At 66.3% G+C, this 13,489-nt stretch carries 14 protein-coding genes; 12 read left to right on the top strand and 2 right to left on the bottom strand.

What is annotated here, in order from left to right; translation table 11 throughout:
* Positions 1–604 precede the first annotated feature (604 nt).
* The 7 genes from andR (at position 605) to H0X91_RS30245 (ending at position 7,304) form a co-directional block, all read left to right on the top strand.
* A complete protein-coding gene (gene andR, locus H0X91_RS30275) occupies positions 605–1,588 on the top strand; it encodes an anthranilate 1,2-dioxygenase regulatory protein AndR (RefSeq protein ID WP_196433603.1) in 984 nt (327 codons plus the stop codon).
* A 102-nt stretch (positions 1,589–1,690) separates the two neighbouring features.
* Positions 1,691–2,650, top strand: coding sequence for a PDR/VanB family oxidoreductase (locus tag H0X91_RS30270; RefSeq protein WP_034201751.1), 960 nt, complete (start codon positions 1,691–1,693; stop codon positions 2,648–2,650).
* A gap of 22 nt (positions 2,651–2,672) precedes the next feature.
* Entirely contained in the window at positions 2,673–4,010 is a 1,338-nt protein-coding gene (locus H0X91_RS30265; RefSeq protein ID WP_062884510.1) for an aromatic ring-hydroxylating dioxygenase subunit alpha, read from the top strand.
* Positions 4,010–4,546, top strand: coding sequence for an aromatic-ring-hydroxylating dioxygenase subunit beta (locus H0X91_RS30260; RefSeq protein WP_006497237.1), 537 nt, complete (start codon positions 4,010–4,012; stop codon positions 4,544–4,546). Before H0X91_RS30265 ends, H0X91_RS30260 begins: the two co-directional genes overlap by 1 nt.
* The gene (locus H0X91_RS30255) at positions 4,543–5,181 is read left to right on the top strand and encodes a cysteine hydrolase family protein (RefSeq protein ID WP_006497238.1); all 639 of its coding nucleotides are present in this window, start codon (positions 4,543–4,545) and stop codon (positions 5,179–5,181) included. Before H0X91_RS30260 ends, H0X91_RS30255 begins: the two co-directional genes overlap by 4 nt.
* A complete protein-coding gene (locus H0X91_RS30250; protein WP_196433602.1) occupies positions 5,178–6,026 on the top strand; it encodes an SDR family oxidoreductase in 849 nt (282 codons plus the stop codon). Before H0X91_RS30255 ends, H0X91_RS30250 begins: the two co-directional genes overlap by 4 nt.
* Before the next feature lie 51 nt (positions 6,027–6,077).
* A complete protein-coding gene (locus H0X91_RS30245) occupies positions 6,078–7,304 on the top strand; it encodes a dienelactone hydrolase family protein (RefSeq protein WP_034201754.1) in 1,227 nt (408 codons plus the stop codon).
* 454 nt (positions 7,305–7,758) lie between these two features.
* Here H0X91_RS30245 and H0X91_RS30240 read toward each other — a convergent pair whose 3' ends face one another.
* Positions 7,759–9,096 (bottom strand): alpha-hydroxy acid oxidase, encoded by a 1,338-nt coding sequence (locus H0X91_RS30240; protein ID WP_062910626.1) that lies wholly within the window; start codon positions 9,094–9,096, stop codon positions 7,759–7,761.
* Between H0X91_RS30240 and H0X91_RS30235 the strand changes: the two genes are divergently transcribed.
* Entirely contained in the window at positions 9,095–9,982 is an 888-nt protein-coding gene (locus H0X91_RS30235; protein WP_006482261.1) for a LysR family transcriptional regulator, read from the top strand. The genes H0X91_RS30240 and H0X91_RS30235 overlap by 2 nt on opposite strands.
* Before the next feature lie 56 nt (positions 9,983–10,038).
* Here the strand turns inward: H0X91_RS30235 and H0X91_RS30230 are convergent, their stop codons facing one another.
* Positions 10,039–11,358: an MFS transporter gene (locus H0X91_RS30230; RefSeq protein ID WP_034201756.1), complete on the bottom strand. Its 1,320-nt coding sequence runs from the start codon at positions 11,356–11,358 to the stop codon at positions 10,039–10,041.
* Between the two features lie 397 nt (positions 11,359–11,755).
* Here H0X91_RS30230 and H0X91_RS30225 point away from each other — a divergent pair, with 397 nt between their 5' ends.
* The 4 genes from H0X91_RS30225 (at position 11,756) to H0X91_RS30210 (ending at position 13,363) form a co-directional block, all read left to right on the top strand.
* A complete protein-coding gene (locus tag H0X91_RS30225) occupies positions 11,756–12,175 on the top strand; it encodes an organic hydroperoxide resistance protein (protein WP_034201940.1) in 420 nt (139 codons plus the stop codon).
* A gap of 68 nt (positions 12,176–12,243) precedes the next feature.
* The gene (locus H0X91_RS30220) at positions 12,244–12,570 is read left to right on the top strand and encodes a DUF4148 domain-containing protein (protein WP_012492627.1); all 327 of its coding nucleotides are present in this window, start codon (positions 12,244–12,246) and stop codon (positions 12,568–12,570) included.
* 63 nt (positions 12,571–12,633) lie between these two features.
* On the top strand, positions 12,634–12,960 hold the full coding sequence (locus H0X91_RS30215; RefSeq protein WP_034201941.1) for a DUF4148 domain-containing protein: 327 nt from the start codon (positions 12,634–12,636) through the stop codon (positions 12,958–12,960).
* Between the two features lie 73 nt (positions 12,961–13,033).
* Positions 13,034–13,363, top strand: a complete 330-nt coding sequence (locus H0X91_RS30210) for a DUF4148 domain-containing protein (RefSeq protein WP_006493913.1) — start codon at positions 13,034–13,036, stop codon at positions 13,361–13,363.
* Positions 13,364–13,489 lie beyond the last annotated feature (126 nt).

Raw genomic sequence — 13,489 nt, 5'->3', positions numbered from 1 at the left:
CCTGCCCGTTCAAGCTCCGCTCTTCGACTCCGCGAAATCTGTAACCCGAAAGAGACGAACCCTGAACCCTTCAAAACACGACATTTCTATTTAGCCGCCGCTACGACATCTTGAAATGGCTACGACATATGTTGTAGTAGCTAGATTGAAATGTCCGCTTTTCGACCCGTCGCAAGCTATCCAGCGTCGCTACTCGTCGCATCCAATCACGCGACCGACCTCGGGCCGATCCCAACTCGCGACCAAGCGCCCGGCATCGTCTTCATGCGCTCGGTTTCGTCGTGATCAGGCGACGCCACACGGACGCAGGATGAAGTCGCCATCCATTCCCACGCGAACGTGAGGATTTCCGCCGGCATCGTCCGGCGCGTGTGGCGACCCGAGCGAATATGACGTCCGCCGACGCTCACCATCCGGCCGATATCCAGCCAATAAACGCAACCTCACACGGCTGCCTGTCCGATTCCCGCAAGTATCCGGAGGCCGATATTGGCCGTTTTATTGACCTTGTCGCAAACGTGTACAGTGAACGTGCCCCGGAAAACAACGGCGATCGTTCGATGTCGCGCCCCGGGTTTCCCCGCATACGCAAAGAAGATTCGCCATGCCCAATGCTTCCTTGCCGATTGAGCCGACCCTGCTCCGTCGATACCGCTATTTCGAATCGGTCGATATCGACGACACGCGTGAACGGATCGCCGCGGTGCTGCAGCCGCATCGACTCATCCCTGGCAGCTCGCGTGGCGGCTATTCCGCGTACATGGACTACGTGCGGATCGACAGCGTCGGGTTCGGCACGATCGGTTACGACGTCGCGATGGGCGTCGATGTCGGGGAAATCGAGGATTACTATCTCGCGATCCTCAGCCTCGGCGGCTATGCGGACGTGAGCGTCGGCGGCCGGCGCGTGATCATCGGGCCGGCGCAGGGCGTCATCGTCAGCCCGGCCAGCCATTTCGGCGGCACGTTCTCCCGCGACTGCGAGCAGTTCTTCGTGCGCGTCGACAAGCGCGCGATCCTGGCTCACACCGGCTACGACCATCTGCAGATCGAGCCGGTGCTCGATCTCTCCCGCTCCGAACTCTTGCCGTGGCTGATGCAGTTGCGCGTCATGGCGTCGTCGCCGGAGACGGTCGCGCTCGCGCAGCGCGACCGCCGTATCGCACTCGAATTCGAGCGGCTCGTGATCTCGCTCCTGCTCGCCGGGCAGCCGCATCACTGCCAGACGCGGCCCGGCGGAACGGCGCTCGTGCCGCGCACGGTCAAGCGCGCGGAAGCCTATATCGACGAGCACGCGTGCGAGCCGATCACGCTGGCCGATATCGCGCTGGCGGCCGACGTGCCGGTGCGTACGCTGCTCGACGGGTTCCAGCGTTTCTCGCGCGGCAGCCCGATGCAGCTGGTCCGCGAACGGCGTCTCGAACGCGCACGCGACCGATTGCTGCAAGGCCGCGAAAGTGACCGCGTGGCCGACGTGGCGCTCCGTTGCGGCTTCGCGAATCTGGGCCGCTTCGCCGCCCTGTACCGCGAAACGTTTCGGGAATCGCCGTCGGATACGTTGCGGCGCGCGCGCCAGTCCGCTGGCTGAGCGGAAATTCTGCGCGCGCCGGACAGGCGCTGCGCTCGCCGGATATTCGCGGCACATTCGCCCGCATACAGTGGGCTCCTCTGAATTCAACGGAGCCGCTGGATGTCCCCGCTCAGAATTCGCGTCGAGCGCATCGATGCGCTGACGCCCGCAATCCGCCGATTGCATCTCGTCGCCGCCGACGGCGGCCCGCTGCCCGGGTTCACGGCCGGCGCGCATATCGGCGTGCACGTGCCCCTCTCCCCTCGTTCGCAACGGCGTGCATATTCGCTCGTGAACGCCGGCGGCCGCGCCGATTCGATCGACCGTTACGAAATCGCGGTGCTGCACGCAGCGGCCGGCAGCGGCGGTTCGCAGTGGATGCACGCCTGTGCGCCCGGCGACGAATTCGACATCGATCCGCCCCGGAACGATTTTCCGCTCGTCGCGCACGCACGCCGGCACTTGCTCGTGGCCGGCGGCATCGGCATCACGCCGATTCTCGCGATGGCGCGCGAACTGGCGAGCAGCGGGCGGCCGTTCACGCTGCACTACGCCGCGCGCGATGCCGTGTCGATGGCCTATCGCGACGAGGTTGCCGCGCTACCGGGTGCGACATGCTGGTTCGACGACGGCGAACCGTCGCGCGGCCTGCCGCTGGCCGACGCGATCGGCGCGCCCGAGCGCGGCACGCATCTGTACGTGTGCGGGCCCGCCGGGCTCATCGAGGCGACGCTCGCGGCCGCGCGGCATCTTGGCTGGCGCGACGACGCGCTGCACTGCGAACGCTTTGCCGCGCCGGTCGCGACGGCGGAAAACGCCACGGTCGAAGTGCGTCTCGCCGGCTCGGGGCACGTGCTGAACGTGCCGCCCGGCACGTCGATTCTCGACGCGATGATCGAAGCCGGCCTCGATCCGCTCTACGACTGCCGGCGCGGCGATTGCGGCGTGTGCGCGGTGCGCTTGCTCGACGGCGATCCCGATCACCGCGACATCTGCCTGAGCGACGACGACCACGCGAGCGGCGCGTTCTGTCCATGCGTGTCGCGCGCGCACGGCGCGCATCTCGTGCTGGATCTTTGACCCTTCCCATCGAGGAAACCCCATGAGCGTTACCAACGAGACGCTGGCCGGGCTGGTGCGCCCCGACAGCGTGCACAAGCGCCTCTATACCGATCCCGCGATCTTCGCGCTGGAAATGGAACGGATCTACGGTCGTGCGTGGATCTACGTCGGCCACGAGAGCCAGGTCAAGACGGCCGGCGACTATCACACGACGCGTATCGGCGACCAGGACGTGGTGATGGTGCGTGCATCCGACGGCACGATCCACGTGATCTACAACCGGTGTCCGCACAAGGGCGCGAAAGTCGTACCCGACGGCGACGGCTCGGTCGGGAAATTCTTCCGGTGTCCGTATCATGCCTGGACCTTCAGGCACGACGGCACGCACCTGTCGGCGCCGCTGCGCAACGGCCTGCAGAACACCTGCTTCGACCCGAAGCATCCGGATTTCTCGATGCGCCGCGTCGCGCGCGTGGACAGCTATCGCGGCTTCGTGTTCGCGAGCCAGAGCGACGACGGCCCGGATCTGCGGACCTTCCTGAATGGCGTCGTGTCGTCGATCGACAATCTGTGCGACCGTTCCCCGGTCGGCGAGGTCGAGGTCACGGGGGGCGTGTTCCGCGTCCTGCAGCGCTCGAACTGGAAAGTGTTCTACGAGAACCTGCACGACACGATGCATGCGCCGGTCACGCATGAATCGTCGGTGATGTCGGCCCGCGCGCAGGCCGAGGAAATGGGCGCGATGCCGTTCGAGCTGCTCATCATGGACGGCAACGGCGAGCCGTACGAATTCTGGGAAAAACTGGAACTGTGCGCCTACGCATACGGCCACGGCTACATGGAAGGGATTTTCGATCCGGCGGCGGCCGAACGCGATTCGGTGTCGAACGCGCATTTCGCGGTGCTCGCGCAGGCTTATGGCGACGAACGCGCACGCCGGATTCTCGGGATGAATCGCCACAACACCGTGATCTACGGCAGCGGTTCCCCGCATACGGTGTTTCAGCAGTTCCGCGTGATTCGTCCGATCGCGGTGGACCGGACACTGGTTGAAATCCAGCTGTTTCGCCTGAAAGGTGCACCCGACGCGGTGTTCGATCGCGCATTGACCTACGCGAACGTGATCAATTCGCCGTCGTCGAACGTGATGCCGGACGACGTCGAAGTCTACGCACGCTGCCAGGAAGGCAATCAGACCCGCGGCGGCGAGTGGGTGAGCATGCATCGCTACGCGGGCACGGATCGCGCGACGGACGACGGCTTCGTGTCGATCAACGGCACCAGCGAATTGCCGATGCGCAACCAGTTCGCCGCGTGGAAACGCTTCATGGTCGACGAGGCCGCCCCACCCGCGCGCACGCGCGCAGGAGACGCCTGATGCTGCACGATCCGGCTTTCGACCTGTCGACCGTCGCGGTCGACGCCCCTGCCCTCGCCGCCGACGCGGCGCTGCACGCGCAGGCGGCACAGTTTCTGTTTCGCGAGGCGCGGCTGCTCGATACGCGCGCATTCGACGCATGGCTCGACCTGTGGACGCCCGACGGCATGTACTGGCTGCCGCACGAGCCGGGCCAGACCAGCCCGCGCGACCATATCTCGCTCTTCTGGGAGGATGCGACGCTGCGCGAAGTGCGCGCGGCCCGCGTGACGAACCGGCGCAACTGGTCGCAGCAGCCGTCGACGCGCACCGCGCGCATCGTCGGCAACGTGATCGTCGACGGCCGCGATGCGGCCGGCCGGCTGGTGGTCCACTCGACGCTGATCGTCAACGAATGGCGCATCGGGCAGCGCACGCTCGCCGGGCTCGTCACGCACAAGCTCGATACGCGCGGCCCGGACTGGAAGATCTATCTGAAGCGCGTCGATCTCATCAACTCGACCGATGCGCTCGCGAACCTGGAGGTATTCGTGTGAACGCCGCATCGCCGTCGATACCGCTTGCGCGCACCGCCGTGATCGCGCTGCATTACCAGAACGACGTGCTCGATCCGCGCGGCAAGATTCGCGTCGGCTTCGACGCGGACCGGCCCGACCGCGCGGCGGTGCTCGACGCGGCCCGCGCGCTGCTGGCCGGCGCGCGCGGGCTCGGCTTGCCGATCGCGCATGTCCGCATCGCCTTCCGCGAGGATTACGCGGACTTGCCGCGCAATGCACCGATTTTCGTGCGCACGGCCGAGCTCGGCGCGCTACGCGACGGCAGCTGGGGCGCGCAGTTTTACCCGACGCTCGAACCCGATCCGGCGCGCGCGCTCGACCATGTCATCCATCACCAGTGCACGAGCGGCTTCATCGGTACGCCGCTGGAACGGATCCTCGCGGCGCACGACGTGCGTCACCTGATCGTTGCCGGCGTCGCCACGCACTCGACCGTAGAAATGACCGTGCGCCATGCCGCCGATCTCGGCTATCGCGTGACCGTCGCGGCCGACGCCTGCGCGTGCGCGGATCGTCGGCAGCACGATGCATCGCTCGAGTCGATGCGCTTGATCGCGGGTATTTCCAGCGTGGCGGAGCTGTTCGGCCACGCGTCGCACACGGAGGGCACATGAACGTCTCGCACGCTTCCGAAGCGTCCTCGCAGACGAGCCCGGCTGGCACGCGCGCACGCCTCGCGGGCAAGGTCGCGATCGTCACCGGCGCGACGCAGGGACTCGGCGCCGACATCGCGCGCGCCCTCGCGAACGAAGGCGCCGACGTGCTGATCGCGGGGCTCGATGACGCGGCCGGCCACGCGCTGGCCGCCTCGATCGGCACATCGGCGCGCTTCGCACACACCGACGTCACCGACGACGCGCGACTCGACAGCACGATCGCGATTGCCCTCGCCGCGTTCGGCGGTCTCGACATCGTCGTGAACAATGCGTGCAGCTACGACGATGCAGGCCTCGCGTCGACGCGCGAACAATGGTCGCGCCTGCTCGACGTCAATCTCGTGTCGGCGGCGATCCTCGCGCAGAAGGCCGCGCCGCATCTGCGGCGCGGTGGCGTGATCGTCAACCTCGGCAGCGTCGGCGGCAAGTTCGGCGCGGCCGCCCGCGCGCTGTATCCGGCGTCGAAGGCCGCGCTGCTGCAACTGACACGCAATCTCGCCGTGGAGCTGGCGCCGCATGGCCTGCGGGCGGTCAGCGTGTCGCCCGCCTGGACGTGGTCGCCGTCGCTGGAACGGCTCGCGGGTGGGTCGGTCGACGTCGCGGACCGCGTCGGCCGGCCGCTGCATGCGCTCGGCCGCGTCGGTCGCGGCGACGAGATCGGGCGAGTCGTCGCGTTTCTCTGTTCGGACGATGCCGCGTGGATCACCGGGATCGACGTACCGGTCGACGGCGGTTTTTCGATCCTCGGGCCGGATCAGGGCCGCTCGCCGCGCGAATGGTTCGAACGGCACGCAGCGCAGTAGCGAACCGTTCGGCTCGCATTCCTTCCCCCCTCTTCCATCGGGACTTCAACCATGAAGAAGCACATCAGAATCGAACGGGGCGACACGGCGTTCGACGCCTATCTCGCGCTGCCGGAAGCGGGCCACGGCCCGGTCATCGTCTTGCTGCAGGAAATCTTCGGCGTGAACGCCGAGATGCGCAAAGTGGCGGATCTCTATGCGGCCGAGGGCTACGTCGTCATCGCGCCGGACCTGTTCCACCCGTTCGGTCCGAACATCGAACTTGGTTACGGGGACGCCGACCATGCCAAGGCTTTCGACTATTACACGCGCCTCGACGTGGCCCGCGCCGTCGACGATATCCGTGCGACCATCGCCCATGCGCGCACGCTGCCCGAATCGACCGGCAAGGTCGGCGTGCTCGGCTTCTGTCTCGGCGGCAAGCTCGCGTGGCTCGCCGCGGCGCAGGGCGACGTCGATTGCGCGGTCGGCTATTACGGTGTCGGCATCGAGCAGTCGCTCGAACTGGCCGAGCGCATCGCGTGCCCGCTCGCACTGCATTTCGGCGCCGACGATCCGCTCAATCCGCCCGCGACCGTGACGGCGATCCGCGCGGCGCTGGACGGCAAGCCGAACCTGAAGCTTTACGCGTACGACGGTGCCGGCCATGCCTTCAGCCGTAGCGGGCCGACCTTCGTCAAGGCGGCCGCGATGTCCGCGCACACACGCAGTCTTGCGGTGTTTCGCAAGGTGCTCGGCCCCGACTACGATCTGGGCGCGCTCGCCGATCATCACTTCCATCTGGAATTCGCCGCGCGCGATCCCGAGGAGACGATGCGGACCATGGTGCCCGAACCGTACGTGAATCACGTGCCGACCATGACGGGCGGCACCGGGTACACGGAACTGAAGCGCTTCTACACGCATCACTTCATCCACGGCAACCCGGCCGACATGGCGATGGCGCCGATCTCGCGCGTGGTCGGCGTCGATCGCATGGTGGACGAGTTCATCCTGACGTTTACGCACGACCGGGAGATCGACTGGCTGCTGCCCGGCGTCGCGCCGACCGGCAAGCGCGTGGAGATTCCGATGGTCGTCGTCGTCGAATTCCGCGGGCCGAAGCTCTACAACGAGCACATCTACTGGGACCAGGCGAGCGTGCTCGTGCAGCTCGGGCTGCTCGATCCGCACGGGTTGCCGGTCGGGGGCGTCGACGTCGCGCGCAAGCTGCGCGACGAAACGTTGCCGTCGAATACGCTGATGGTGCGCTGGCGCGAGAGCGAACCGGCGCGATAGCGGCGCCTGTCGGCCACGACGCGGCCTCCTTCGCCGGTGGTGACGCTGCCATCGGCGGTTTTCGTGACCGGCAGCGGCGCGTTTTCGAATCGGCCAGTTTGTAAACTGAATCGAGCTATTGTGATAAGAAAAGTTATCCTGATAGCACCATCATATGCTCCAACTACGTGTTCCTCGATAAAAGGATCGGCGCGTTAAACCACCGGAAAACCGGTTCCGTCGATGCGTTCCCACCACGCGTCGATATTCGCGCATAGCGCGTCGACGCGCTCGCGCGAACACAACGTCGAGCGCCGCTTTGCCGAGCAGCAGACGCAACAGGCAGCCGCCCGCTGACGGGTACCGGCCATCCGCCATCGGCTTACGCGGCAACAGCCGCGGACCTTCGATTCACCTGCCCTGCCGCGAACCGGTCGAAGCGTCCGCCGAACCCGTCCGGCTGGGACCTGGCCACCTACGCCGCCGACGATCCACTTTTCCGAATCAGCACGTCGGGCGTCAACGCGCTGCATTGCCCGACGCCCAGCATCGCCATGTTCCGGTCCACTTCGTCGCGCAGCAGACCGATCGCATGCAGCACACCGGCTTCCCCGGCCACGGCCGCCGCGTAATTGAACGGCCGCCCGACGAACACCATGCGCGCGCCCATCGCAACCGCTTTCAGCACATCCGACCCGCGACGAAACCCGCTGTCGATCATCACCGGATAATCCGCTCCGAGCGCCCGCACCACGTCGGGCAGGATCCGCATCGGCGACACCGCGCCGTCCAGCTGGCGGCCGCCGTGGTTCGACAGGATGATGCCGTCGGCGCCGATGTCGCGCGCGATCACGGCATCGTCCACGCTGAGAATGCCCTTGATCACCAGTTCGCCCTTCCATTCCTGCCGGATCCGTTTCAGGTGGCCCCAGTCGAGATGGTCGCGCGCGGAGAAATCCCGCAGCACGGTCGACGACAGGATCGGCGCGCCGCGTGTCGCAAACGAGTTTTCGAAATGCGGCATGCCGTGCGCGAGCAGCGTCCGGGCGAAGGTGCCCGCGAGCCAGCGCGGCCGCGTGATGCCGTCCCAGAACAGGCGCGGCCCGGGGCGCAGCGGCGTGGTGAAGCCGGTCCGCACGTTGTTCTCGCGATTGGCGGACACGGGAATGTCGACCGTGATCACCAGCGTGCGGTAGCCGGCGCGCGCGACGCGTTCGAGCAACGCGGCAATACGATCGGCATCGCCGGGCAGGTACGCCTGGAACCAGGTACCCGGCGCGGCGGCCGCCACCTCTTCCAGCGGGATCAGCGACGAGCCGCTCATGATCGACGCGATGCCCGCGCGCTGCGCGGCCCGCGCCAAGACGATGTCGCCGCGATAGGTCGACAGCGCATGGATACCCATCGGCGCGATGCCGAACGGCGACGCATAGCGCCGTCCGAACAGCTCGACCGTCTGTTGCCGTTGCGAAACGTTGCGCAGCACACGCGTCGCGAATCCGTACTCGTCGAACACGGCGCGGTTGTCGTCGCGCGTGCGGTTGTCCTCCGCCGCGCCGCTGACATAGCCGAAGATCGGGCGCGGCAGCACACGCCGCGCCGCCGCCTCGAAATCGTGGAGGCTCAGCATGTTGCGCAGCACGCGCGGCGGTCGCGTATCGGCCAGCGGACGGCTGGCTGCGGGACGGGATGAGGCGGACGGGGTCATTTCTGCGGCCTGTTGTCGAATCGATGCGGGAATTTTAGGGTCGCGCGAGGCGCTTAAAAAGCGATAATCTTCCAAGGAATTTGTTCGATAAAAGCGAAAGATCATGGCGACTCCGACTCTCAAGCAACTCGACGCGTTTTACTGGGCGGCGACCTGCGCCAACTTCTCGACCGCCGCGCAACGGCTCCATCTGTCGGTGTCGTCGTTGTCCAAGCGCATCAACGAACTCGAACAGGTGGTCGAGCGCACGCTGTTCGACCGCAGCGGCCATCGCGCCGTGCTGACCGACGACGGCGAGGCGTTGCTGCCCGCCGTGGTGCGGGTGCTCGAGTCCGTCGCCGCGTTGCAGGAATCGGTCGCGCGGGACGAAGGGTTGAGCGGCCGGCTGCGCTTCGGCGTCGGCGAGTTGTCGGCGCTCACGTGGCTGCCGCGCTTCGTCGCGGCGGTCCAGAAGCTGCATCCGAAGCTGGCGCTCGAGCCGTATGTCGACGTGGGCGCGGCGCTGGAGGAGAAAGTCGACGCCGGCGAGCTGGATTTCGCGGTGATCGCCGGCCGTTCGTCGCGCGGCAGCGTGATGTCGCAGCCGGTGGCGGAAGCGCGGTTCGCGTGGATGGCGGCCGAGACGCTGGTCGGCAGCGAACGCGATCTGACGCCGGCGCTGATCGCCCGTCATGCGCTGGTACTGCTGCCGTCCGGTTCGGGCGTGACGCGCATTCTCGACGACTGGCTGCTGGCATGCGGGATCAATCATGCGCGCCGGATCGCGTGCAACAACTGGAGCGCGGTGGCCGGGATGTTGAGTGAAGGCGTCGGCATCGGCTTCCTGCCGGTCGACTGGGCGCGTGCGCGCCTGGGCGGCGATCTCGTCGAACTGACGAGCGAGCCGCCGCTGACGCCGCTTCAGTATGCGTTCCAGTGGCGTCGCGGCGACGTGCGCGGGTTGATACCGTCGATGCTGTCGCTGGTGCGGCAGTATGCGGATTTCCGCTGATGCGCGATTGGCCGCCGCGCGTCACGCGCGGGCGGCCGGGAACGGGCGCGTGGCCGTCAGGCTTCGTCGATGCGCGAGACGCGCTTCGGGTCGGGCATCCACAGGTAGCAGAGCAACGACACGAGCACGCATCCCGACACGTAGTAGAAGAACCACGCTTCGTGTCCGATGCTCTTCATCCATAGCGCGACATACTCGGCCGTGCCGCCGAACAGCGAGACGGTGATCGCGTAAGGCAGCCCCACGCCCAGCGCACGCACGCCGACCGGGAACAGCTCGGCCTTGGCCACCGCGCTGACCGACGAATACAGGCTGACGATCAGCAGCGCGCCGATGATCAGCGCCAGCGCGCTGCCGGTCGTCTCGACCCCGCGCAGCGCCTGGAAAATCGGCACCGTGCACAGCGTGCCGAGGATGCCGAACGCGATCAGCAGCGGACGACGGCCGATGCGATCGGACAGGCTGCCGAAGATCGGCTGCATCGCGACGAACGCAAGCAGGCTGAGCACGGAGACCATCGACGCGTCGGCCTTGCTCATCCCCGCGCTGTTGACGAGGAACTTCTGCATGTACGTCGTGTACGCATAGAACGCCACCGTGCCGCCGAGCGTCAGGCCGGCGACGATCAGGCATTCGCGCTTGTGGCGAAACAGGTCGGCGAGCGACGCGTGGCGACGCTTGCTCTGGCGATGCTGCTCGAACGAGGCCGTTTCCTTCATGTTGCTGCGCAGGAAGATCGCGCTGCAGGCGAGCAGCGATCCGAGCAGGAACGGGATGCGCCATCCCCAGCTTTCGAGCTGCGCGGTGGTCAGGAAGAACTGCTGCAGCACCACGAGGACGCCCATCGCGAGCAACTGACCGAGCGACAGCGTCGCGAACAGGAAGCTCGAATAGAAACCGCGGCTGGAGGGGGCAGCCATTTCGCTCAGATAGGTCGCCGAACTGGCGTACTCGCCGCCGAGGCTCAGCCCTTGCAGCAGCCGCGCCATGACCAGCAGCACGGGCGCGGCGATGCCGATGGTGTCGTAGCCGGGTGTCAGCCCGATGATCAGCGAGCCGATGCACATGGCCAGCACCGACACGAGCAGCGCGGCCTTGCGCCCCTTGCGATCCGCGTACATGCCGACGAGCCACCCGCCGATCGGACGCATGATGAAACCGACGGCAAAGATGGCCGCCGTGTTCAGCAATTGCACGGTCAGGTTGCCGTTCGGAAAGAACGCCTTCGCGAAGTACAGCGAAAACGCCGAATAGACGTACCAGTCGTAATACTCGATGAGGTTGCCTACCGATCCGCTGAAGATGGACCGCAGGTTCGCGAGGGTTCCGGTCGGCCGGGAATCCGTGGCCGTTGCAAGAGGGCTGGCGCGCGACACGTAATGTCTCCGTTTCGAATGTGCTCGTTGTCCGTGCGAGCGCTGGCCGTGGGTGGGCCGCTCGCGATCGGGTCCGGCAAGGTTAGAAGAGACGGTGCGTTGTAGAAAGCGAAATAATGACAAGGAGCCTGTTCGCTTTCTGGAAACGTCGATCGGCGGGCTACCCTGCTCTCCCGCTGCCTTTCCGGAATCGGTCGCCGTTCGTCGATGCCCGGCCATCGATGTCGAATCGCCGGAAAGCCTTGTCCCGCGAGGCGCTACACGATCCGGATACATTGAAATACAAAATATCGCATGCGATTTAATCGAATCCGCTTGACGTGGGTGGCCGTCAGGCGGAAACTGCGTCGCATGCGATCGAATCGCATCTGAGACAAACCAACAGACGGAGCAAATGATGAGCAAGATCGACAAAGTGCTGTACACGGGCAAGACGCATACGACTTCCGGGGGCCGCGACGGCGCCGCGCGCAGTTCCGACGGCCGCCTCGACATCCAGTTGTCGTCGCCGGGCAGCGCCGGCACCGGCACCAACCCGGAGCAACTGTTCGCGGCCGGCTGGTCGGCCTGCTTCATCGGCGCGATGCAGCTTGCGGCGCGCGCCGCGAAGGTGACGCTGCCGGCCGATCTCGCGGTCGACGCCGAAGTGGATCTCGGCACGGCGGGTAACGCGTACTTCCTGCAGGCCCGGCTGAACGTGAGCGTGCCGGGGCTCGAGCGCGACGTCGCGCAACGCATCGTCGACGCTGCGCATCAGACCTGCCCGTATTCGAAGGCGACGCGCGGCAACATCGACGTCGACATCCGGATCGCCTGAGCGTTGCATCGGGCGGCCGAGCGCCGCCCTCCCGAATTCCCGATTCCTTTTCCATCGAGGTGAAAAAAATGAAAGTCCAACTGATCGCTGCCCTTCTCGTCGCTGTTTCGTCTGCCGTTGCCGCTCCGGCGTTTGCCAATGAAGCCACCGTGACGCGTGCGCAGGTACGCGCCGAACTCGCGCAGCTTCAACACGTCGGCTATCCGCTGAACCGCGCGACCGACGCGACCTACCCGAACGATCTGCAAGCCGCGCTGACGCAGATCCGCGCCGACGATGCCGTCGCGGCCAACGCACCGGCGGCCGGCTACGGCGGCAACGGCGACACCGCGACGCAATCCGGCCGCCGGCATGTCGTCAGCGTGGCCGAGCGCTCGGTGTACTTCGGTCACTGAGCGCCCGCCCGGTACGTGAACCTGATTCCCTTTATCGCTGATTCCATTTTGTCGAGGTGCATGATGAAAACCCGCCTGATCGCTGCCCTTCTCGTTGCCGTTTCCGCTTCCGCCGCCGCACCGGCGTTCGCCGACGAAGCCGTCGTGTCCCGCGCCGAGGTACGCGCCGAGCTCGTCCAGTTGGCACAAGCCGGTTATCGGCCGGGCCGCGCGAACGATCCGCACTACCCGGACGATCTGCAGGCCGCATTGACGCGCATTCACGCGAGTCCCGCGGTGGCGGCCGATACGTCGGCATCCGGCTACGGCAGCGATGCCGCCGCTGTTACGCAGTCGGGCAGCCGGCCGGCGACCCGAATCGCCGAACGCTCGATCTACTTCGGTCATTGAACGAACGCGCGAACGACGCCGATAGTCGGCGTGTGGTGCGCAACTCCCGAATTCCCGAATCCTGTCGAGGTAAATGATGAAGACCCAACTGATTGCCACCGTTCTCGTTGCCGTGTCGGCCGCCGTCGCCGCGCCGGCTTTTGCAAGTGAAAGCACCGTCACGCGTGCGCAGGTGCGTGCGGAACTGGCCGCGCTGCAGCAAGCCGGCTACCAGCCGAATCGTCCCAACGATCCGAACTATCCGGACAATATCCAGGCGGCGCTGAACCGGATTCGCGACCACGGTGCCGTCGCGGCCGACACGCAGGCAGCCGGTTACGGCAGCGATGCCGGCGGCGCCACGCAGTCCGGCAGCCGCAACACGGTGCGCACCGCCGAGCGCTCGATCTATTTCGGCCATTGAGCGCGGTACGGCGAATTCGCTCGCCGATCTCCGCCATATAAAGCGCATGCGATGTAATCGCGTACGCTTTTTTATTGGTATTGTCCCGGACCGTATCGCGAGCGCTACCTGTTCGCCCTGTCCGGG

Source organism: Burkholderia sp. 9777_1386, assembly GCF_015712265.1.
Classification (GTDB): Bacteria; Pseudomonadota; Gammaproteobacteria; order Burkholderiales; family Burkholderiaceae; genus Burkholderia; species Burkholderia cenocepacia.
Note: the sequence above shows the minus strand (reverse complement) of the source record. Positions and strands in the feature narration are given on the sequence as shown.

What these genes read in the sequence shown, in the direction of transcription:
- H0X91_RS30235 (WP_006482261.1), top strand. Translation starts at nt 9,095, where the DNA reads ATGGCGACTCCGACTCTCAAGCAACTCGACGCGTTTTACTGGGCGGCG.
- H0X91_RS30225 (WP_034201940.1), top strand. Translation starts at nt 11,756, where the DNA reads ATGAGCAAGATCGACAAAGTGCTGTACACGGGCAAGACGCATACGACT.
- H0X91_RS30260 (WP_006497237.1), top strand. Translation starts at nt 4,010, where the DNA reads ATGCTGCACGATCCGGCTTTCGACCTGTCGACCGTCGCGGTCGACGCC.
- andR (WP_196433603.1), top strand. Translation starts at nt 605, where the DNA reads ATGCCCAATGCTTCCTTGCCGATTGAGCCGACCCTGCTCCGTCGATAC.
- H0X91_RS30250 (WP_196433602.1), top strand. Translation starts at nt 5,178, where the DNA reads ATGAACGTCTCGCACGCTTCCGAAGCGTCCTCGCAGACGAGCCCGGCT.
- H0X91_RS30245 (WP_034201754.1), top strand. Translation starts at nt 6,078, where the DNA reads ATGAAGAAGCACATCAGAATCGAACGGGGCGACACGGCGTTCGACGCC.
- H0X91_RS30240 (WP_062910626.1), bottom strand. Translation starts at nt 9,096, where the DNA reads ATGATCTTTCGCTTTTATCGAACAAATTCCTTGGAAGATTATCGCTTT.
- H0X91_RS30265 (WP_062884510.1), top strand. Translation starts at nt 2,673, where the DNA reads ATGAGCGTTACCAACGAGACGCTGGCCGGGCTGGTGCGCCCCGACAGC.
- H0X91_RS30220 (WP_012492627.1), top strand. Translation starts at nt 12,244, where the DNA reads ATGAAAGTCCAACTGATCGCTGCCCTTCTCGTCGCTGTTTCGTCTGCC.
- H0X91_RS30210 (WP_006493913.1), top strand. Translation starts at nt 13,034, where the DNA reads ATGATGAAGACCCAACTGATTGCCACCGTTCTCGTTGCCGTGTCGGCC.
- H0X91_RS30215 (WP_034201941.1), top strand. Translation starts at nt 12,634, where the DNA reads ATGAAAACCCGCCTGATCGCTGCCCTTCTCGTTGCCGTTTCCGCTTCC.
- H0X91_RS30270 (WP_034201751.1), top strand. Translation starts at nt 1,691, where the DNA reads ATGTCCCCGCTCAGAATTCGCGTCGAGCGCATCGATGCGCTGACGCCC.